Annotated in this window: 18 protein-coding genes; 13 read left to right on the top strand and 5 right to left on the bottom strand. The window is 70.8% G+C overall.

The features are described 5' to 3' along the window. Positions 1-93 precede the first annotated feature (93 nt). Positions 94-2,892, top strand: a complete 2,799-nt coding sequence (locus BWI15_RS29530) for a glycoside hydrolase family 2 TIM barrel-domain containing protein (RefSeq protein ID WP_077017818.1) — start codon at positions 94-96, stop codon at positions 2,890-2,892. 39 nt (positions 2,893-2,931) lie between these two features. On the opposite strand, the gene BWI15_RS40270 is transcribed toward BWI15_RS29530, so the two are convergent. After that, the gene (locus BWI15_RS40270; protein ID WP_077019384.1) at positions 2,932-3,288 is read right to left on the bottom strand and encodes a winged helix-turn-helix transcriptional regulator; all 357 of its coding nucleotides are present in this window, start codon (positions 3,286-3,288) and stop codon (positions 2,932-2,934) included. Between the two features lie 73 nt (positions 3,289-3,361). Here BWI15_RS40270 and BWI15_RS29520 point away from each other — a divergent pair, with 73 nt between their 5' ends. Together BWI15_RS29520 and BWI15_RS29515 are read left to right on the top strand one after the other, a co-directional pair. Then, positions 3,362-3,802 carry a TIGR03618 family F420-dependent PPOX class oxidoreductase gene (locus BWI15_RS29520; RefSeq protein ID WP_237771514.1) on the top strand — a complete coding sequence of 147 codons (441 nt, stop codon included), beginning with the start codon at positions 3,362-3,364 and terminating at the stop codon, positions 3,800-3,802. A gap of 63 nt (positions 3,803-3,865) precedes the next feature. After that, on the top strand, positions 3,866-4,156 hold the full coding sequence (locus BWI15_RS29515; RefSeq protein WP_077017817.1) for a putative quinol monooxygenase: 291 nt from the start codon (positions 3,866-3,868) through the stop codon (positions 4,154-4,156). Between the two features lies 1 nt (position 4,157). On the opposite strand, the gene BWI15_RS29510 is transcribed toward BWI15_RS29515, so the two are convergent. Beyond that, on the bottom strand, positions 4,158-5,093 hold the full coding sequence (locus BWI15_RS29510) for a zinc-binding dehydrogenase (RefSeq protein ID WP_202817762.1): 936 nt from the start codon (positions 5,091-5,093) through the stop codon (positions 4,158-4,160). A 73-nt stretch (positions 5,094-5,166) separates the two neighbouring features. Here BWI15_RS29510 and BWI15_RS29505 point away from each other — a divergent pair, with 73 nt between their 5' ends. The 5 genes from BWI15_RS29505 to BWI15_RS29485 all read left to right on the top strand — a co-directional run bounded on the left by BWI15_RS29505 (position 5,167) and on the right by BWI15_RS29485 (position 10,995). Beyond that, positions 5,167-6,033: a LysR family transcriptional regulator gene (locus tag BWI15_RS29505; RefSeq protein ID WP_202817761.1), complete on the top strand. Its 867-nt coding sequence runs from the start codon at positions 5,167-5,169 to the stop codon at positions 6,031-6,033. 87 nt (positions 6,034-6,120) lie between these two features. Further along, positions 6,121-8,109, top strand: coding sequence for a dTMP kinase (tmk, locus tag BWI15_RS29500; protein WP_083751097.1), 1,989 nt, complete (start codon positions 6,121-6,123; stop codon positions 8,107-8,109). Further along, positions 8,106-9,275 carry a DNA polymerase III subunit delta' gene (locus BWI15_RS29495; protein ID WP_077017816.1) on the top strand — a complete coding sequence of 390 codons (1,170 nt, stop codon included), beginning with the start codon at positions 8,106-8,108 and terminating at the stop codon, positions 9,273-9,275. The genes tmk and BWI15_RS29495 overlap by 4 nt, the downstream gene beginning before the upstream one ends. A gap of 151 nt (positions 9,276-9,426) precedes the next feature. Then, the gene (locus BWI15_RS29490) at positions 9,427-10,086 is read left to right on the top strand and encodes a DUF4190 domain-containing protein (RefSeq protein ID WP_077017815.1); all 660 of its coding nucleotides are present in this window, start codon (positions 9,427-9,429) and stop codon (positions 10,084-10,086) included. An 18-nt stretch (positions 10,087-10,104) separates the two neighbouring features. Beyond that, entirely contained in the window at positions 10,105-10,995 is an 891-nt protein-coding gene (locus tag BWI15_RS29485; protein ID WP_077017814.1) for a DUF4190 domain-containing protein, read from the top strand. A gap of 15 nt (positions 10,996-11,010) precedes the next feature. Here the strand turns inward: BWI15_RS29485 and BWI15_RS29480 are convergent, their stop codons facing one another. Continuing rightward, complete coding sequence (locus tag BWI15_RS29480; protein WP_143465961.1) at positions 11,011-12,159, bottom strand: PucR family transcriptional regulator; 1,149 nt, start codon at positions 12,157-12,159, stop codon at positions 11,011-11,013. A gap of 173 nt (positions 12,160-12,332) precedes the next feature. Between BWI15_RS29480 and BWI15_RS29475 the strand changes: the two genes are divergently transcribed. The 3 genes from BWI15_RS29475 (at position 12,333) to BWI15_RS29465 (ending at position 16,779) form a co-directional block, all read left to right on the top strand. After that, a complete protein-coding gene (locus tag BWI15_RS29475; protein ID WP_077017812.1) occupies positions 12,333-13,988 on the top strand; it encodes an alpha-keto acid decarboxylase family protein in 1,656 nt (551 codons plus the stop codon). 155 nt (positions 13,989-14,143) lie between these two features. Continuing rightward, positions 14,144-15,247, top strand: a complete 1,104-nt coding sequence (locus BWI15_RS29470) for a PSP1 domain-containing protein (protein WP_077017811.1) — start codon at positions 14,144-14,146, stop codon at positions 15,245-15,247. Next, positions 15,247-16,779, top strand: a complete 1,533-nt coding sequence (locus BWI15_RS29465; protein ID WP_077017810.1) for an alpha/beta hydrolase — start codon at positions 15,247-15,249, stop codon at positions 16,777-16,779. The genes BWI15_RS29470 and BWI15_RS29465 overlap by 1 nt, the downstream gene beginning before the upstream one ends. Positions 16,780-16,800: 21 nt before the next feature. Here BWI15_RS29465 and BWI15_RS29460 read toward each other — a convergent pair whose 3' ends face one another. Further along, a complete protein-coding gene (locus BWI15_RS29460; RefSeq protein ID WP_077017809.1) occupies positions 16,801-17,421 on the bottom strand; it encodes a hypothetical protein in 621 nt (206 codons plus the stop codon). Positions 17,422-17,505: 84 nt separating this feature from the next. Here BWI15_RS29460 and BWI15_RS29455 point away from each other — a divergent pair, with 84 nt between their 5' ends. Beyond that, positions 17,506-17,841 (top strand): sterol carrier family protein, encoded by a 336-nt coding sequence (locus tag BWI15_RS29455; RefSeq protein ID WP_077017808.1) that lies wholly within the window; start codon positions 17,506-17,508, stop codon positions 17,839-17,841. A 9-nt stretch (positions 17,842-17,850) separates the two neighbouring features. Here BWI15_RS29455 and BWI15_RS29450 read toward each other — a convergent pair whose 3' ends face one another. Then, on the bottom strand, positions 17,851-18,660 hold the full coding sequence (locus BWI15_RS29450) for a hypothetical protein (RefSeq protein ID WP_168197396.1): 810 nt from the start codon (positions 18,658-18,660) through the stop codon (positions 17,851-17,853). 159 nt (positions 18,661-18,819) lie between these two features. On the opposite strand from BWI15_RS29450, the gene BWI15_RS29445 reads away from it, so the two are divergent. After that, positions 18,820-20,106 carry an MFS transporter gene (locus BWI15_RS29445; RefSeq protein WP_077017806.1) on the top strand — a complete coding sequence of 429 codons (1,287 nt, stop codon included), beginning with the start codon at positions 18,820-18,822 and terminating at the stop codon, positions 20,104-20,106. The last annotated feature ends 4 nt before the right edge of the window (positions 20,107-20,110 follow it).

Raw genomic sequence — 20,110 nt, 5'->3', positions numbered from 1 at the left:
GGCGCCGGGTGTCCGGTTTCGGCCCGTGCGTCGCTGTCCATATCTGTTCATCAGTGTGGATATGTGAAGACAAGCCCCGTAGGCTCGTCGTCCGTGACCTACGACCACAGTTATGTCGAAGACTTCGCCCCGGCGGCCGGAACGCTGCCCGCGCGGGCCTGGCTGGACGACGACTCCGGCCGGGTCTCGCTGACCGGTGACTGGAGCTTCCGGCTCTCGCCGAGTGTGGCGGACGCGCCCGACGATCTGAAAAACCCTGACACCAGCGGGTGGGACACGATCAGCGTGCCCGGTCACTGGCAGCTGCAGGGGCACGGCGCCCCGGCGTACACGAACATCGTGTATCCGTTCCCGCTCGAGCCGCCGTTCGTGCCGACCGACAACCCGACCGGCGACTACGTGCGGACCGTGGCCGTGCCGGAGGACTTCGCCGGTGCGCGGATCGTGCTGCGGTTCGAGGGGGTCGACTCGCGGTTCGCCGTGTACGTGAACGGCGAGCGGGTCGGCTGGTCGTCCGGGTCGCGGCTGCCGAGCGAGTTCGACGTCACCGAGCTGGTGACGCCGGGCCAGGAGGCCCGGATCGCCGTCCGCGTGCACCAGTGGTCGACCGGCAGCTACGTCGAGGACCAGGACATGTGGTGGCTGTCCGGCATCTTCCGCGAGGTCAACCTGCTCGCGCTGAAGCCGTCGGCGCCGACCGACGTGTCGGTCCGCGCGGCGTACGACCACACCGACGGCGCCGGCACGCTGGTGGTCGAGTCCGACGTTCCCGGCACGGTCGTCGTACCGGAGCTGGGCCTGGAGGTGCCGACCGGCGAGCACACGCGGATCGACAGCGTCGAGCCGTGGAGTGCCGAGGTGCCACGCCTGTACGACGCGGTGGTGCGCACCGACGGCGGCGAGGTCCGGCTGCGGATCGGCTTCCGCACGGTCGCCATCGTCGACGGCGTGCTCACCGTGAACGGCAACCGGGTCCTGTTCAACGGCGTCAACCGGCACGAGGTCCACCCCGACCGCGGCCGCGCGCTGACCGAGCAGGACATGCTCGACGACGTGCTGATCATGAAGCGGGCCGGCATCAACGCGGTCCGCACCAGCCACTACCCGCCGCACCCGCACTTCCTCGACCTGTGCGACCTGCACGGCCTGTACGTCGTGGACGAGTGCGACCTGGAGACCCACGGCTTCGGCTACGAGCCGACGCCGCCGGACCTGCCGAACCCGGTGATGGACGAGCGGTTCCGTCCCGACCTGGTCGAGCGGATGCGCCGGATGGTCCAGCGGGACAAGAACCACCCGAGCATCGTGATCTGGTCGCTCGGCAACGAGTGCGGCATGGGCGACAACCTCAAGGCCATGTACGACGTGGCCAAGGAGCTCGACCCGTCCCGGCCGGTGCACTACGAGCGGGACACCGAGGCGGAGTTCGTCGACGTCTACTCGCAGATGTACACCTCGCCCGAGGACGTCGCGAAGATCGGCGAGGACGCCACGTCGTACCGGGGGCTGCCGTTCATCCTGTGCGAGTACGGGCACGCGATGGGCAACGGGCCGGGCGGGCTGCTGGACTACCGCGAGCTGTTCGAGAAGTACCCGCGCTGCCAGGGCGGGTTCATCTGGGAGTTCATCGACCACGGCCTGCGCAAGAGCGAGAACGGCGAGGAGTTCTACGCCTACGGCGGGGACTTCGGCGAGACCATTCACGACGGCAACTTCGTCTGCGACGGGTTGTTGTTCCCCGACCGGACGCCGTCGCCGGGCATGCTCGAGTACGTCAAGGTGATCGAGCCGCTCCGCATCGTTGCCGACGGCAAGGACAAGGTGGCGGTCGGCAACCGGTACGAGGTGCTGGACACCAGCCATCTGACCTTCCGGTACGTCGTCGAGGTCGAGGGCGAGCGGGTCGCCGGCGGTGACCTGACGGTGCCGGCGATCGCGCCGGGCCAGACGGTGTCGGTGGAGCTGCCGTCGTCGGTGCAGGAGTTCGCCGAGCAGGCCGAGGCGTGGGTCACGGTCAGCGCCGAGCTGACCGACGGTACGGCGTGGGCGGAGGCCGGGCATCGGGTCGCCTGGGGTCAGGTCCGGCTGGACGACACCGTTGCGGCCGCGGCACTCGTCGCACATGGGCCTGCCGAAGGTGTCGCGGGCGTGCACGGGATCACCGTGGGTCCGGTGACCAACGCCCGCCTCGACGTCTGGCGCGCACCCACCGACAACGACGCCATCCCCGGTGTCGCCGAGGCCTGGCGCGAGGCCGGACTGCACCGGGTGCAGCACCGCGTCGTCTCGACCACCACGCACGAGACCGGCTGGAAGGTCGTCACCCGGACGGCACCGCCCGCCTTGCAGTGGGGCCTGCTCTCGACCTGGGTCTGGAGTCAGCTGGACGACGGGCTGCAGCTCGACCTCACCATCACGCCCGAGGGCCAGTTCCCGGCGACTCTGCCGCGACTGGGCATCACCTTCGAGCTGCCGAAGGTGGACACCGTCGAGTGGTTCGGCACCGGCCCGAACGAGGCGTACGTCGACACCCGCTCGGCCGCTGCCGTCGGAAAATACTCGGCGACCGTCGCGCAGCTGCAGACGCCGTACGTGCGTCCGCAGGAGAACGGCCACCGGATCGACACCCGCTGGGCCGTGCTGACCGGCGCGCAGGGCACGCTGCGGATCGACGCGGCGCCTGACCTGTTCGGGCTGACCGTGCGCGACTGGACCAGCAAGGACCTGGAGGACGCCAAGCACACGGTCGACGTGCGGGCCGGCGACACGACGTACGTGACGCTGGATCTGGCCCAGGCGGGCATCGGCTCGAACTCCTGCGGCCCGGCGCTGGCGGACAAGTACAAGCTGCACACCGCTCCGGCGTCCATCTCCCTGCAGTTCCGCGGCTGAGCTGCCGCCTCACTCCGGCGCGCCTGGAGTGAGGCGCTCTCAGTGAGCCTCCTGGGCCGCCAGCACGGCGTCGCCGTTCTCAGCCGCCCAGGAGGTCAGCAGCCGGATCGGCTCCATCAGTGACCTGCCGAGCTCGGTCAGGTCGTACTCGACCCGCGGCGGTACGCCGCCGTGGTCGTGCCGCGTGACCAGTCCGTTGGACTGCAGCCGCCGCAGTGTCTGCGTCAACACCTTCTTCGAGATGCCGCCGATGAGCTCGACCAGCTCACCGTGCCGGCGAGGGCCTTCGCTGAGCCCCCACAGGGTGACCACCGCCCACTTGTCCGCGATCACCTCGATCGCCAGCCGGGCCGGGCAGTCCGCCAGGAACACGTCGCCGCCACCGATGCCGTTCACGGCGTCCAAGGGTACCCAGGGGTTCCCGTGGCGCTGGCTACCGTCGGACCGACCCCGAGGGAGAGGAACTGCCTTGCCAGCGATCCCGTTGCCGGAAACCACCCACCGGCTGTTCGAGACCGACAACCACGCCGTCCTGGTGACGCTGGACGCGGACGGCTCGCCGCAGGCGTCGCTCGTCTGGGCCGAGCGCGACGGCGACCACATCCTGATCGGGATGGAGGGCTACCAGCGCAAAGCCGGCAACCTGCGCCGCGATCCACGGGTCACCGTGGTGATCCAGGACGACCAGCCCAGCCGGCGCGGGCTCACGCAGTACCTGGTCGTCCGCGGGACGGCCGAGGTCGAGGGGCCGGACATCGCGCAACGGTGGGCGGACCTGATGGACAAGCAGGCGCAGCGCTATCTCGGGACGGACTACCCGTTCGAGAACCGGCTGTCGCCGACCACGGTGATCGCGCGGGTCACGCCCCACAAGATCACCGGGGAGGGCCCCTGGGCCGCCCGGGGATGAGCTGCGTCCGATCGCGGTCAGCCTCTTCGTCGGTAGGTTGACACCCACCTGACGGAGGAACACATGCTGATCATCGCGGGACACGCCCAAGTCGACCCCGAACGCCGCGACGAGTACGTGGACGCGCACGTCGAGCTGGTCAGGCGGGCCCGCTCGGCGCCCGGCTGCCTCGACCTCGCGATGACGGCCGACTCCGCAGACCCCGCGCGGGTGAACCTCTTCGAGCGCTGGGAGTCGCAGGAGACCCTGGACGCCTGGCGGAAGGTCGCGAGCGCGCCGGACACCGGGATCGCCTTCGTCGCCGGCGACATCCAGCTGTACGACGTGACCGGCGCGCGGCCGCCGTTCGGCTGAGTCAGTCGATCTCCAGCACCGCCTTGCCCAGGACCTTCCGGTCGAGCAAGGCGGTGCGGGCTTCGTCCACCTGCCGCCACGAGCCCAGCCAGCCGATCTGCGGGTCGAACCGGCCGGCGACCAGCAAGCCGAGCAGGTGCTCCAGGTCCGGACCGAACGGCGAACTGACAGCGAACGCCTCCACCGCGCGGCGCCCACCGCGCAGCCGAGCGGCCTCGAAGTCGAAGCTCGTGGTCGCGCCACCCGCGCTGCCGATGGATAGTGCGAGCCCGCCACGCTTCAGCAGCCCGTACGCCGTGGTCAGCGTCTGGCCGCCGACGATGTCCAGCACGCCGTCCACCGGGCCGACGCGGGCCAGGTCGGTGACGACCTCTGCGGCTCCCAGGGTGGACAGACCGGCCCCCCGCTCCGGCGTACCGACCGCTGCGATCACCTCCGCTCCCGCCAGGGCGGCTAGTTGAGTCGCTGCGCGCCCGACGCCACCCGACGCCCCGGTAACCAGCACCCGCAGCCCTGTCAGCGACTCTGCCAGGTGCGCGCTGAGCCGGCGTACGGCTTGCAGGGCGCTCACTGCGGCACCGGGTAGTGCCGCGGCGGCAGCAAGCTCCACGGAATCCGGTACGACGGCCAGATCCTCGGTGCCGATGGCCTGGTACTCCGCCCACGCACCAGGCGCCCGGAACCCCACCACCCGGTCTCCCACCGCCGGACCCGATCCGTCCGCCGCCGCGCGAACCACCGTGCCGGCCGAGTCCCGCCCGATCACGTCACCTGGTTGGTGCACGAGCTCGGTGCGGGCCACCTCGACCCAGTTGAGACTCGAGTACCGGATGGCGACCAGCGCCTCGGAAGGGTCGGGTTCGGGCACGGCGACCTTCGTCATCCGGAGGCCGGGAGGATCGAAGACGAGCGCGCGCATCGCGCTGGGAACGGTCATGCGTCCAGCCTCCGGGCGGACCGGCGGCCGGGTCCAAGACCTGCTGGTACATCCGATGGTTATGGACGCCCACGTGCGAGACCTGCGCTACTTCCTGGCGGTGGTCGAGGCCGCGAGCTTCACCGCGGCCGCCGAGCGGCTGTACGTCAGCCAGCCCGCACTGTCCAAGCAGGTCCGCGCACTCGAGAAGAGTCTCGGGCAGACGCTGCTCTGCCGGGACAACCGGGGCATCTGCCTGACTCCTGCCGGTGCGGTCTTCCTGCCCCACGCACGCGAGGTCGTGGCTCGGTGGGACGAGGCCCAGAACGCACTCGCTCGGCAGGCGAACAGTGTGGTGGTCGGACTGCAGACCAGCCCTGGCCGGAACTTGCTGCCGAGGATCCGCGCGCAACTGCCCGAGCAGATCGAGCTGGAGCTGCGGCAGGTGTCGTGGGCCGACGCCAGTTGCGGGCTGGCGGACCGGAGTACGGAGGCTGCGTTCTGCTGGTTGCCGCTGCCGGAGCCGTCGGCGTACCGGTGGGTGACGCTGGCGCGGGAGCGACGGATGGTCGCGCTGGCGGAGAAGCACCCGCTGGCGGGGCAGGAGTCGGTGACGTTCGCGGAGATCGCCGGCGAGCCGATGCTCGCACTGCCCGCGTCGGCCGGGCCGCTGCGCGACCACTTCCTGGCCGTCGAGCAGCGAGGCGGGGTGCCACCGGTCATCAGTGGGGTGGTGGCGGACGTCGAGACGACGTACGAGGCGGTGGCGGACGGCCAGGGCGTCGTACTGCTTGCTGAGGGCAACGCTCCGGTGCTGGCCCGGGCCTGCGTCCGGATCGTCCCGGTCGTCGACCTGCCGCCGAGCGAACTGGTCCTGGTCTGGCGGGCCGACACCGAGTCGACCGCGGTCCGCCGATTGGTCCAAGCCTGTGTCAATGCGGGCCTGGGCCTCCCGGAGTGATCGGCTGAACATCACCCAGCGCGTTCGACCGCCTACGCGAGGGGCGGCCGGCCGGGTTCGTCGGTGCGGCCGACTAGGCTCTGGGGTGTGCCGGAGGTGTATGACCCGTTGACCGATCCTGCACCGGCGCATGACCTGCGGGCGGTGTTGCGGATCCGGGCGTTCCGGCGCCTGTGGGTGGCCTTCGGGCTGTCCAGCCTCGGCGACTGGATCGGGCTGCTCGCGCTCACCGCGATGGCCAAGAACTTCGCCGGTGACGACTACCAGGCGGCCAACTTCGCGATCGGCGGCGTGCTGTTCCTGCGGGTGCTGCCCGCGCTGGTGATGGGACCGGTGGCGGGCTGGATCGCCGACCGACTGGACCGGCGCTGGACGATGATCGTCGGCGACCTGATCCGGGCGGCGTTCTTCGTCAGCATTCCGATCGTCGGCACGCTCACCTGGGTGCTGGTCGCCACCGTGCTGATCGAGATCGTCAGCCTGATCTGGGGCCCGTCGAAGGACGCCAGCGTGCCGAACCTGGTGCCCCGGCACCGGCTCGAGGCCGCCAACCAGTTGAGCCTGATCACGACGTACGGCAGTGCGCTGCCGGCCGCCGTCATCTTCACCGCGATCACGCTGGTCGCCCGCGGCCTGGGCGACTTCGCGATCGACCTCGCGGTTTACGTGAACGCGGCCACCTTCGCGGTTTCCGGCTTCGCGATCATCTCGGTCGCCGAGATCGGCCGGGCCGGCGCCCACGAGCACGAGAGCCACCCGACGTTGTGGCGCACGATGGTCGAGGGCTGGTCCTACGTCACCGGCACGCCGGTGGTGCGCGGCCTGGTGGTCGGCATCTCCGGCGCCTTCGCGGCCGGTGCGGTCGTGATCGGCCTCGGCCGCACGTACGTGGAGGACCTGGACGCCGGCGACCCCGGCTACGGCGTGCTGTTCGGCGCGGTTTTCGGTGGTCTCGCGCTCGGCATGGGGTTCGCGCCCCGGCTGTTCTCCGGGCTGAGCCGGCGCCGCCTGTTCGCGGCCGGGCTGGTCGGCTCCGGCATCGGGCTGGCCGGGCTGGCGCTGATCCAGCAGATCGAGATCGCCACGATGATCGCGATCGTGCTCGGCTTCTGCGCCGGCGCGTCCTGGGTGTCGGGTTACACGCTGCTCGGCCTGGAGGTGCCCGACAACGTGCGCGGCCGGACCTTCGCGTTCGTGCAGTCGGCGGTCCGGACCGTGCTCGCGGTGACGCTGGCGGTGGCGCCGTTCGCCGCCGGCGCGATCGGCCGGCAGACCTGGAGCATCGGCGACCGTTCGATCAGCTACAACGGCGCCGCCCTGACGATGCTGATCGCGGCCGTGCTGGCCGGCGTGATCGGCCTGGTCGCCTGGAAGCAGATGGACGACCGGCCGGGCGTGCCGTTCTGGCGCGACGTACGGCGCAGTTTCGGCAAGACTCCGGGGGTGTATCCGACCACGGGCCTGTTCATCGCGCTGGAAGGTGGCGAGGGCGCGGGCAAGTCGACGCAGGCCGCGCTGCTGGTGAAGTGGTTGCAGGAGCGCGGCCAGCACGTGCTGCTGACCCGCGAGCCGGGCGCGACCGATCTCGGCAAGACGCTGCGGCAGATCGTGCTCGACCCGGCCACCGGCGACATCTCGCACCGGGCCGAGGCGCTGATCTACGCCGCCGACAAGGCCGAGCACGTCGACTCGGTGATCAAGCCGGCCCTCAAGGCGGGCTCGGTGGTGATCACCGACCGGTACGTCGACTCCGCGCTGGCCTACCAGGGGTCGGGCCGCGACCTGGACGTGTCGGACGTCGAGCGGGTGAACCGCTGGGCCACCGACGATCTGCGGCCGAACCTGACCGTGCTGCTCGACCTGCCACCGAAGAGCGGTCTCGGCCGCTTCGAGGAGCGCGACCGGATCGAGGCACAGTCGGCGGACTTCCACGAGCGCGTCCGCGCGGCCTTCCTGGAGCTCGCCGCGGCCGAACCGCAGCACTACCTGGTCGTCGACGCCACCCAGGACCGCGAACAGATCGCTGAACAGATCCAGGCGAGGTTGCTCCCGATGCTCCCGAAGGTGGACCTATGAGTGTTTGGGACGACTTGGTCGGGCAGGAGCCCGCGGTCGGGATCCTGCAGCGGGCGGTCTCGGGGGCCGCGGCGCGGTTGCGCGGTGAGAGCGGCGCGGCGACCGCCGGGATGACGCACGCGTGGCTGATCACCGGCCCGCCGGGATCCGGCCGGTCGAACGCGGGCCGAGCCTTCGCCGCCGCGTTGCAGTGTGCGAACGAGGGCTGCGGCGAGTGCAACGAGTGCCGTACGGCGCTCAGCGGCGCCCACCCGGACGTGTCGCTGATCCGGACCGAGCTGCTGTCGATCCGGGTCAGCGAGATCCGCGAGCTGATCCGGCGGGCGGCGATGAGCCCGACGCAGGGCCGCTGGCAGGTGATGGTCGTCGAGGACGCCGACCGGCTCACCGAGCAGGCGGCCGACGCGTTGCTGAAGAGCATCGAGGAGCCGGGGCCGAAAACCATCTGGGTGCTCTGCGCGCCGACGGTCGAGGACGTCGTACCGACGATCCGGTCGCGCTGCCGGCTGCTCGTGCTGCGCACCCCACCGGTCCCCGCTGTCGCCGAGATGCTGAGCCGCACGCTCGGGGTCGACGCCGAGCTGGCCGGGTTCGCGGCGCGCGCGGCGCAGGGGCACATCGGGCGGGCGCGGGCGCTGGCCCGGGACGAGACCGTGCGGGAGCGGCGGACCAAGGTCTTGGAGGTGCCGTTCGCGCTGCGCGATCTCGGGGCCTGTCTCAAGGCGGCCCAGCAACTGGCGGAGGCGGCCAAGGAAGAGGCGAAGGGCAGCGCCGCGGCGGTCGACGAGAAGGAACGGGCCGCGCTGGAGCAGGCGCTCGGCGTCGGCACGAAGGGCGCCAAGCCCCGCGAGGCCGCGGCCGCGGTGAAGGATCTCGAGGAGCAGCAGAAGGCCCGCGCCAAACGCTGGGAACGCGATGTGCTCGACCGGTCACTGGTCGACCTGATGGCGCTGTACCGCGACGTCCTGGTGGTCCAGACGCGCGCGGGCAGTGAGCTGATCAACGCCGAGCTGCACACGTCGATCGTCCAGTTCGCCGAGCGCACCACGCCCGAGCAGACCATCCGCCGGATCGACGCGCTGGCCGCCTGCCGGGAGGCGATCGAGATGAACGTCGCCCCGCTGCTCGCCCTGGAAGCGATGACCATCGCGCTCTTCGAGGGCTGATCGGCCCGCCGGAGCAGGCTCGGGTCTCGCCGCCTGTTCGAGGCGTGAGACACGAGTCTGAGGTGCGGACTCGATGTAACGAAGGTACGGACCGGGCCGATGTGCTGGCTGGCTGGGGAATCCAGCCACCGGCCCGTCGCGAAGGAACTGGATGACCCACCCGACTCGGCCGATCGAGCCCGCGCGATCGCTGCCGCCGGCCGAGTCGTGGCTGGAGGGAGTACCGGCGCCGACCCAGCGACGGCTGGACCGGTTCGCCGTCGCGGCGCTGGCGTTCAGCCTGCCCGGCCTGATCCCGGCCGGGATCCCGCTGGCCCTGGTGGCACTGCGGCGGATCCGTCGCTCCGGTCACCGCGGCCGGCGGATGGCGCAGGCCGCGCTGGCGCTGTCCGGCTGCTGGGTGATCGCGATCGCCGTCGCCGCCGGACTCGGCCTGTACGGCGAACGGCAGGCGGGCATCGGCCGGTCGGTGCCGATCGCGGAGGTCGGGGTGCTGCAGTGCTTCCACGCCGACCTGGCGGCCGAGACCCTGCGCACGGTCACCATCGCCGACTGCGGCGCGTCGCACTCGGGCGAGGCGTACGCGAAGGTGAAGGCGGCGATGACCGGGCTGACCACCGAGCAGAAGAACACCTCGGCGACCCAGCACTGTGCGACCGCGTTCCAGGAGTTCGTCGGCAAGCCGTACGAGCAGTCGGGTCTGGACATGTACTACGTCGTACTGGAAGATCAAGCTGTTGCTGATGGCAACGTACTGTGCATGGTGGGCGGCGAACGCCTGGTGGGCTCCATGCGCGGGGCGCAGCGCTAGGGCCTGGGGGACACCGAGATGACGCAACCGCCGTACCAGTACGACCCGAACCGGCCGCAGGACGGGCCGCGGAGCTTCCCCTCCTACACCGAGCAGCAGCGGCCGCAGGACACGCCACCGCCGTTCGTGCCGCCGCAGCACCAGCCGTTCGTGCCGCCGTACTCGGCGCCGCAAGAGCCTCCCCAGCAGCAGTTCCCGCCCTACCCGGCCCAGCAGTACCCGCCGGCCTACGGCCAGCCGCCCGCGCCGTACGGCTACGGCTACTCGGGCACCACGCGACCCACGAACGGGCTGGCGACCGCCGCGCTGGTCACCGGACTGGCGAGCATCGTGTTCTTCGTCGCCGCGCCGGTCGCGATCGGGCTCGGCATCGCCGCGCTGGTCCAGATCAAGCGGCGCAACCAGAACGGCACCCCGCAGGCGGTGGTCGGACTGATCGCCGGCTCCGTGATCACGCTGATCACGGCCGTGGTGATCGGCCTGATCGCGCTCGGGTCCACCTTGCCGGACGAGGACTACTCCGACGGTTCGTCGACCGGCTCGGACGCTTCCACCGGCGTCTACATCGAAGCCCTGGTGGTCGGCGAGTGCTTCGACGACGCCTCCGACGAGGACGAGGTCGAGCGCCGGTCCTGCACCACCGGTCACGACGGAGAGCTGTACGCCGTGGTGACACTGCCGGCCCAGCCCTGGCCGGGTGACAAGAAGGTCAGTGAGCTCGGCGAGGCGGCCTGCGACGAGAAGTTCGCGGTGTACGTCGGGATCGACGTCGACGACTCGGAACTGGAGCCGGTCGCCTGGTTCCCCGAGCGGGCCGGCTGGAACAGCGGTGACCGCAACATCTACTGCACGGTCTACGGCCCGTACGGCGACGAGCTGGACAGCACCGTCAAGGGCAGCAAGCGCTGAGCGTGCCGGTCGGGGTCACTCGGTCAGCGCGAGGTGCAGCAGCGAGCTGACCAGGCCTTTGGTCGTGTGCGGATCCCAGCCGGTCAGCTGGTGCCAGCGGTCCAGCCGGTACGCCATCGTGTTCGGGTGGATGGTGAGCGCACGGGCGGCGGCCGCCGCCGAGAAGCCGTTCTTCGCGAAGGCCTGGACGGCGTCGGCCAGGTGCGGATGGTCCCGCCCGATCGTCTCGTCGCCGCGCAGCAAGGGCGACAGCCGCTGCCGATGGGTCCCGACGACCGCCAGCAGCCAGTCCTCCTCGAACCTGACGACACCACCACGGAGCTCGGCCACGCGCAGGGCCTGCTCGGCGTCGAGCAGCCCCGCTTCGGCGCCGCCCAGTCCCTGGCGGGCCAGACCGATTCCGAGCGGGAGGCCGGGCCGGATGCGATGCACTGTCGAGACCACGACGTCCGGCGTGACGTCCTGACACAGGATCACCGTCACCGGTCCGCGAGTGGCGGCGCGAATGGTTCCGCGCGCGAACTGGAGAGAACGCTGCAGGTCGTCCAGCTGATCCTCCGCCCACGCGCCGCCCGGCGCGCAGACCGCCTGGAACAGGTGGTCGGGGTCGAAGCCCAGCGCGCGGGCGAGCCGGATCGCCTCGTCGGAACCGGCGTCGCCACTGTGCAGCGCTCCGAGGAACCGATGCGTGAGGTTGATCTGGGTCGCCTGCAGTGAACGGATCGCCTCGGCGTGCGCGTCGGCGGCCGCGCTGCTGAGCCGGATCCAGGTCCAGAACAGCGAGACCACCTCGACCAGCTGCGTGCTCAACTTGGGGTTGTTCTGGGCGCGCGCGAGCAGCAGTTCCCAGAAGTCGCGGTAGCCGATGTGGTACGCGCTGATCATCGCCTCGACCGCAAGGCCCTCCTCGGCGCGCGTGCGGCCCAGTGCCCGGGCCCGCTCGATCTGCTCGCCGCTGGGCGCCTGGCGGGTCGCCAGCCCCTGAGCCATGTCGCGCAGCTGTTCCAGTACGCCGAGCACATGGTTCTCCGGCGGGATCTGGGCGTACCGGGGCACCTCGGCGCGGATGTGCTCGGCGATCTTCGCCGCGACCTGGGGGAGCTCGGCCTCGATCGACCGGGACAGCGCGGCCACCTCGCTCCAGTCCTGCTGCTCACCGGCCACCACACCACTCCTTGGGGAATCACCGAAGCACCCGTCTCGGAACTCGTGGTTCCGCTCTGGTTGCGCGCTGAGGCTCCGGCACAAAATGGATCTGATCAAAAAGACTGCTCTTCGGTTCTGTGTATAACACAGGACCGGCGATGGTTCGGCCCGTACGGAGGGAAGTTCACCTGATGGCGAAGACGACGGTCACCGGCTACCTGCTCGACCGGCTGGCGGAACTCGGGGTCCGCCACCTGTTCGGCGTACCCGGCGACTACAACCTGCGTCTGCTCGACCAGGTCGTCGATCATCCGGCCATCGCGTGGGTCGGCACCGCGAACGAGCTGGGCGCGGCGTACGCCGCCGACGGCTACGCGCGGATGCGCGGGATCGGCGCGCTGCTGACCACCTCCGGCGTCGGCGAGCTCAGCGCGATCAACGGCGTGGCCGGCAGCTACGCCGAGCTGCTGCCCGTCGTCCACATCACCGGCAGCCCCTCCTCGGCGTTCGAGCGCACCGGCGCTGCGGTCCACCACACCGCCGCGGACGGCGACTACGAGCGCTTCGCCCGCGCGCAGGAGAGCGTCAGCTGCGCGCTCGCCACGCTCACGCCGGAAAACGCCGCGCGCGAGATCGACCGGGTGCTGCTCGCCGCTGTCGAGCACCGCCGGCCGGTCTACCTGCGGATCCCCGCCGACGTGGCCACGGCGCCGATCGACGCGGCCGAGGGTCCTCTGCGGCTGGCATCGCCCGCGGTGGACGAAACGGCCCTGCAGGCGTTCTTGGAGCACGCGCTGAAGCTGCTCGGCGACGCCCGGACCGCCGTGGTCCTGGTGGATCATCTGGTCGACCGGTTCGGCGCCCAGCCGGAGCTCGACCTGTTGCTTGCCGAGAGCAACTTGCCGTACGCCGACCTGGCGATGGGCAAGGGCCTGGTCGACGAGTCGGATCCCCGGTTCGTCGGCACGTACGTCGGAGGGTTCAGCCGGCCGGCGACGCAGCGGGCCGTGGAGGGCGCGGACGTGCTGATCCAGGCCGGCGTGCGCTTCACCGACACCACCAGCGGGTTCTTCAGCCAGCAGATCGACGAGGCGAAGGTGATCGATCTGCAGCCCGGCAGCGCGCGGATCGGCAGTACGGCGTACGTCGGCGTACCGCTCAAGGCGGCTCTTGCCGGTCTGGCCAAGCTCTTCGTGGATCTGCCGCGGTTCGAGGCGGTCGAGACCGAGGACGCCGACCAGGTGGTTGCTGGTGACGCTGATCTGCCGTTGAGCCAGGAGGAACTGTGGAGCCGCGTGACGGCGTTTCTCCGCGGCGACCACTTCGTCGTGGCCGACCAGGGAACGGCGTTCTTCGGGATGTCCGGGCAGCCGTTGCCTGCCGGCGCGGGCTTCATCGGTCAGCCGTTGTGGGGGTCGATCGGGTACGCGTTGCCCGCCGTACTGGGAGCGCAACTGGCTGACGACCGGCGACGGGGTGTGCTGCTGATCGGCGACGGCGCGGCGCAGATGACGGTCCAGGAACTCGGCAGCATGGTCCGGTACGGCGTCAGTCCGATCGTGGTGCTGGTGAACAACCAGGGCTACACGATCGAGCGGGCGATCAACGGCCCGCGCGCGCCGTACAACGACATCGCGCCGTGGAACTGGTCCGCGGTCGCCGCGGCGATGACCGGCGACCGCGCCCTGCTGCTCTCGGCGCGCACTCCGGCCGAACTGGAGACGGCACTCGCCGAAGCCGACGCCGCGAAGGGCCAACTGGTCTTCCTCGAGGTTCACACCGGCATCGACGACATCCCGCCGCTGCTCACCCGCATCGCCGCAGCCGCCGGAGGCCGCGCCGCCTGACCCCGGTCGCGGGCGACGCCCACCACCGATCAACCTCCCCGCCGGCGGCAGCTCCACGCTCGGGCGTCGACCGCAGGCAGAGGTTGGTCGGTGGTGGACGTCGGCGCCGCCGCCCAAACCGATCACCGGTCATGCCATACCCTGGCCGCGTGGGCATGGTGATGGCGGTGTCGTTCGAGCGCTACGGACGGCTGTACTACCTGGACCCCGGCCCGCACCGGCCGCGGGTCGGGGACAAGGTGCTGGTTCCGACCGACGACGGGCCGGAAGTCGCCGAGTGCGTGTGGGCGCCGCAGTACGTCACCGAGGACATCGGCGGCCTTCCGCTGTGCGCCGGAGTCGCGACCCCGGCCGACCTGGAACGCGACGAGCACAACCGCGACCGCCGGGCCGAGGCTCGGCTGATCGCGAAGCGGCTGATCCGTGAGCACGGGCTGCCGATGAAGGTAGTCGGCATCGACTTCGTCGACCGGCGGCCGGACGTGGACCAGCTGGTGATCGTGTACTTCTCCGCGCCGCACCGGGTCGATTTCCGCGAGCTCGTGCGCGACCTGGCCCGCGGGCTGCGCGCCCGGATCGAGCTGCGGCAGGTCGGTGCCCGCGACGAGGCCCGGCTGCAGGGCGGGATCGGACCGTGCGGGCGGGACCTGTGCTGTGCGACGTTCCTGAAGGACTTCGAGCCGGTCAGCGTGCGGATGGCGAAGGACCAGGACCTGCCGCTCAACCCGCTGAAGATCTCCGGCGCCTGCGGCCGGCTGATGTGCTGCCTGAAGTACGAGCACCCGCTGTACCAGGAGTTCAACGCCAAGGCACCCTCGGTCGGTACGCCGGTCGAGACGCCCGCCGGGGACGGCGTGGTCGTCGGGCACAACGTGCCGAGCGACACCGTCGTCGTACGGCTGGCGGCGTCCGGTCGCCGGTGTGCTTGCAGCCGCGCCGACGTGTGCTCGCCGCGCCAGCAGTACGAGGCGAGCAGCACCACCACGCCGGACGCCCCGGTGAGCCTCCCGACCCCGACCGCCCGGTCGGCTGAGCAGGAGCCCGCCCGGGAGCGGATCGCTGAGCAGGAGCGCACTCAGGAGCCCGAGCAGCAAACCACCCCGGACCCTGCGGCCGAGCAGACCACCCAGGAGCCGGCTGCCGGGGAGTCCGCCCCCCGCCGCCGCAAGCCACGCCGTCGGCGGCGTTTGAGCGACTCGTCGACGGACACCGGGCCCACCACCGCTGGACCGGACGACAACACGGGAGACGGCTCGTAGTGAAGACGCGCAGGGTTGTGGCAGGGCTGCTGGTCGTCGCGCTCGTCGGTGGATGTGGAGTCGCCACCCGGGCCCAGGACGCCGAAGGCCCGAGCGGTCCGACCGGCGGCAACCCGACAAACGCTCCGGCCGGGCCGATCCCCGTCGGGCTGGAGAAGTTCTACCAGCAGCGGCCCGCGTGGGAACGCTGCGGCTCCGGTAGCCAGTGCGCGACGATCACCGTCCCGCTCGACTACACCAAACCCGCCGGCGACACGATCGAGCTGCGCGCCCGCCGGATCCCGGCCCGCGACCGGTCAAGCCGGATCGGCACGCTGTTCATCAATCCCGGTGGTCCCGGCGCCTCCGGTGTCCAGTTCGCCTCGTCGGCGCCGTTCAGCCTGGGCGCGGCTCTGCTGCGCAAGTTCGACGTGATCGGCTGGGACCCGCGCGGCGTGGGTGACTCGACGCCGGTGCGCTGCCTGGACACCGAGGAGCAGGACAAGCTGCTCGCGACCGACGGCAGCCCGGACGACGAGACCGAGATCAGCACGCTGAACGCCGAGAACAAGGCGTTCGCGCAGGCCTGCGAGCGGCGCTCGGGCAATCTGCTGCCGCACGTGTCGACCGAGGACGCGGCCCGCGACATCGACGTCCTGCGCGGCATCGTCGGCGACGCCGAGCTGAACTACCTCGGCTACTCCTACGGCACGTTCCTCGGCGCGACGTACGCCGAGCTGTTCCCGAAGAACGTCGGCCGGCTGGTGCTGGACGGCGCGGTCGACCCCTCGAAGACGGCCGAGCAGAACAACATCGCCCAGGCGAAGGGCTTCGACGTCGCGCTGGACGCGTTCGCCGAGGACTGCGCCGCGCGGTCCTGCCAGCTCGGCGGCAGCAAGACCGAGGTGCTGGCCGCGGTCGACAAGCTGCTCACCGAGACCGATGCCAAGCCGCTGCCGACCGGCGGCGACCGTGAGCTGACGCAGGCGCTGACGGTGCTCGCGGTGATCTTCCCGCTGTACCAGAAGGAAGCCTGGCCGCAGCTCGAGGAAGCGGTGGCCAACGGCCTCGAGGGCAAGGGCGCCAAGCTGCTGGCGCTCGCCGACGCGTTCACCGACCGGACGCCGCGCGGCTACGCCGGCAACCAGAACGAGGCGATCTACGCGGTGAACTGCCTCGACCGCCAGGACATCACGTCGGTCGCGGACGCCAAGTCGAAGCTGGCCAAGTACACGGCCGAGTCCCCGCGCTTCGGCCCGTACCTGCTCTGGGGTTCGCTGGCCTGCGCGAACTGGCCGGTCAAGCCGACCGGCAAACCGCACCCGATCAAGGCGACCGGTGCGAAGCCGATCGTCGTGATCGGCACCACCCGCGACCCGGCGACGCCGTACGCGTGGGCCGTCGGTCTGGCCGGGCAGCTGGACAGCGGCGTACTGATCACTCGCGACGGCGACGGCCACACCGGCTACAAGGCCGGCAACCCGTGCGTCGACAGCGCGGTGGAGAGCTACCTGCTGCAGGGCTCGGCGCCGGCGACCGACATCGAGTGCTGACCCCAGTACGACGTACTGGCGTCAGCTCGGCCGGTCGTCGGACTCGCCTGACAGCTGCAGCGTTTCCGTCGCCCGCTCCAGTACGGCGCGCAGCCCGGCCTGGTCCTGCGGGCGGCCGCCGACGGTGATCTCGAGCGCCGACCGGTCGCTGTCGCCGGCCGCGATCCAGCGCGACAAGCCCATCCGCGGGCCGCGCTCCTGGTCGGTGTAGGTGTAGACCAGCGTGGTGTTGTCGGTGCTGATCACCTTGTAGTCCGGCTCGTCGATGCTGCCCTGGCGAGCCTCGAGCAGCGCGTCGGGCGTCTGCTTGCTGCCCCGTGCGTCGAACCTGATCTGCCAGACGCCGGTCGGGTCGACGTACCGTGGCCGGGTGCCGGTCTGGCTGGACTTCCAGCCCGCCGGAACCTCCGCGGTGATCGGCTCGCGCTCGGTGCCGAAGGTCTCGGCCACGAACTGCAAGGCATCGGGCTGCAGCCCGTCGCTCGCGATCGGCGTGGGCGTCGACGTCGGACTGGTGACGACGGTCTGGGCGGAGTCCTGCCCGGTCGCGCTGTTGATCGCGAGCACGGTGCCGAAGACGGCCACGCCGACGGTCATCCCGGCCAGTGTCGCCAGCAGCGCCTGGTGCCTGGGCGTGAGCATCCGGACCTCCGCAATCCTTGTCGTCGCCGTTGATTATCGACCACGAGGGGGCCGTCGGCGAAACCGCCGCTACGCTGGCCTGTCGTGGACTTCGATGCGGCGCTGCGCCGGTACCGAGCAGGTGAAGCCGAGCGGGCCGATCTGAAACTCCTGGTGAAACAACTGCTGAAGCTGCTGGTCGCGGAGGCGCCCGGTCACGCGGTCGAGGTGCGCGTCCCGCCGTACGGCGCGGTGCAGTGCATCGAGGGTCCGCGGCACACCAGGGGGACGCCGGGTGCGGTGGTGGAGATGCCGCCGGAGCTGTGGATCGACCTGGCGACCGGGCGGATCGGCTGGCCGGAGGCTCGGGACAGCGGCAAGTTGCGGGCCAGCGGGGAGCGCACCGATCTGAGTGCGCTCCTGCCGCTGGTCAGCGATTGACGAACCGGCTCAACGACCGGCGGTACCGGTGGACCAGACCGGGGTGCGGCCCGAGTAGATCACCAGGTTGCCGTCGCCCTGCATCTGCAGGATCGAGCCCTTCCTGGTGGTCCGGCTGGACCACAGCGCGGTGCGGCCGACGTACACGACCAGGTTGCCGTCGGTCTGCATGATCGCGAAGGCGCCCTTCTTGGTGGTCCGGGTCGACCACAGCGGGGTCTTGCCGGCCTTGACCAGCACGAGGTTGCCGTCGGCCTGCATCTGCAGCCGGTACATGCCGTTGCGCGAGTAGAGCAGCTGGCCGGTCTTCAACGTGCGGCCCGGGGCGAGCGTCTCGATCACGGTCCAGCGCGACCAGTAAGCGCGCTTGGCGGTGTCGTACATCACCAGGTTGCCGTCGTCCTGGACGACCAGGCCGGACGGCTTCTTGCCGGCGGTGTTGCTGTGCCAGATCGCCCGGGTGCTCAGGAAGACCACCAGGTTGCCGTCGCGCTGCAGCGCGATCGAGCTGCCCTTGACCTTCGTGGCGGTGGACCACAGAGCGGTCCTGCCCTGGTAGAGCACGGCGTTGCCGTCCTTCTGCATGATGAACGTGTACTTGTTGTTCCACGAGCGGCGGTACTGCCCCGGCCGCAGGATCTCGCCGGGCTTGAGCGTGAACGGCACACCGCTCCGCACCTGCGCCGGCGCGGCGGCGACCGCCGTGCTCGCAGGGGCCGCGCCGGCGGCGACCGGCGCCAGCAGCGCCGTACCGATCACGGTGGCGCCCGCGGCGACGAGGGCCAGGGCCCGGGTTCGGACCGTCGTGGTTGAGATCATCTGGTTCTCCGTCGGTGATTCACGCGCCGGTCGGTCGCCGACGCCGTCGTGGTTGACGCCGTGCCCGGCGATTTGGTTGCGGTCCAGACCGGGCACGCGGCCGACGGTAGGACCGAAATAGGGTCGTCGCGGCCCGCGACCGGGTGCAACCATGTGCCAGTGGCAACAAGTTTCCGCGAGCGCCTGACCCGGCTCCGGGTCGATCTGACCCCGTGGCGGGCGTCTCGCGACTTCCGGATCCTGGTGATCTCCGGCTCGGTGTTCTTCCTCGGTGGCATGGTCGGGTACGTCGCGCTGCCGTTCCAGCTCTACCAGTTGACCGGATCCAACTTCGCCGTCGGCGCGATGGGCCTGGTGACGATCGTCCCGCTGGTGGTCTTCGGCCTGTACGGCGGCGCGCTGGCCGACCACGTCGACCGGCGCAAGATGCTGATCCTGACCGGGATCGCGCAGGTCGCGGTCTGCGCGGTGCTGCTGGCCAACACGCTGCTCGCCAGTCCGCAGGTCTGGGTCATCTACGTCTGCGGCGCGCTCAACGCGATCGCATCGTCGCTGCAGCGGCCGTCGCGCGAGGCGCTGTTCCCGCGCGTCGTCCGGCACGAGGACATGCCGGCCGCGGTCACGCTCAACTCGCTGACCCTCCAGGTCGGCCAGCTCGCCGGGCCCGCACTCGGCGGCGTACTGGTCGGCACCGCCGGGGTGACCTGGGCCTATGCCGTCGAGCTCGTCGGGCTGGTGGCCGCGACGCTGTTGTTCCTGCTGCTGGGGTCGTACAAGCCGAGCGAGCACAGTACGCCGCCGAGCCTGCGGGCGATCGGGGACGGGATCAAGTACGCCTTCCGCCGCCGCGACCTGCTCGGCACGTACGCCGTGGACATGGTCGGCATGTTCCTGGCGATGCCGATCGTGCTGTTCCCGGCGTTCGCGACCGAGGTGCTGAAGGAGCCGAAGCTGCTCGGGTTGCTCTACAGCGCCGAGGCGGTCGGCGCGATGCTGGCCACGCTCACCAGCGGCTGGGCCCGCCACGTCCACCACCACGGCCGCGCGGTGGTTCTCGCCACCATCACCTGGGGCGCGTCGGTCGGCATCGCGGGCCTGGCGCCGAACATCTGGTTCGCGATCGCGTTCTTCGCCGTCGCGGGCGGCGCCGACATGATCTCCGGTCTGTTCCGCGCGGTGATCTGGAACCAGACCATCCCCGACGAGATGCGCGGCCGCCTGGCGGGCATCGAGATGCTGTCGTACTCACTCGGCCCGCTGGGCGGCCAATCGCGCTCGGGCCTGGTCGCCGACCTCACCAGCGTCCGTACGTCGATCGTCAGCGGCGGCGTTCTGTGTGTCGCCGGCGTTGTTGTCACGGCCGCGTGGCTGAAGGACTTCTGGCGCTACGACGCCCGCACCGACGAACACGCCGTCCGCGAACGCCAACTGAGGTCCGCGGGCTAGCGAA

Source organism: Kribbella sp. ALI-6-A (assembly GCF_001984195.1).
Classification (GTDB): Bacteria; Actinomycetota; Actinomycetes; order Propionibacteriales; family Kribbellaceae; genus Kribbella.
Note: the sequence above shows the minus strand (reverse complement) of the source record. Positions and strands in the feature narration are given on the sequence as shown.

What these genes read in the sequence shown, in the direction of transcription:
- BWI15_RS29515 (WP_077017817.1), top strand. Translation starts at nt 3,866, where the DNA reads ATGCTGATCATCGCGGGACACGCCCAAGTCGACCCCGAACGCCGCGAC.
- BWI15_RS29460 (WP_077017809.1), bottom strand. Translation starts at nt 17,421, where the DNA reads ATGCTCACGCCCAGGCACCAGGCGCTGCTGGCGACACTGGCCGGGATG.
- BWI15_RS29495 (WP_077017816.1), top strand. Translation starts at nt 8,106, where the DNA reads ATGAGTGTTTGGGACGACTTGGTCGGGCAGGAGCCCGCGGTCGGGATC.
- BWI15_RS29510 (WP_202817762.1), bottom strand. Translation starts at nt 5,093, where the DNA reads ATGACCGTTCCCAGCGCGATGCGCGCGCTCGTCTTCGATCCTCCCGGC.
- BWI15_RS29490 (WP_077017815.1), top strand. Translation starts at nt 9,427, where the DNA reads ATGACCCACCCGACTCGGCCGATCGAGCCCGCGCGATCGCTGCCGCCG.
- BWI15_RS29485 (WP_077017814.1), top strand. Translation starts at nt 10,105, where the DNA reads ATGACGCAACCGCCGTACCAGTACGACCCGAACCGGCCGCAGGACGGG.
- BWI15_RS29450 (WP_168197396.1), bottom strand. Translation starts at nt 18,660, where the DNA reads ATGATCTCAACCACGACGGTCCGAACCCGGGCCCTGGCCCTCGTCGCC.
- BWI15_RS29475 (WP_077017812.1), top strand. Translation starts at nt 12,333, where the DNA reads ATGGCGAAGACGACGGTCACCGGCTACCTGCTCGACCGGCTGGCGGAA.
- BWI15_RS29470 (WP_077017811.1), top strand. Translation starts at nt 14,144, where the DNA reads ATGGTGATGGCGGTGTCGTTCGAGCGCTACGGACGGCTGTACTACCTG.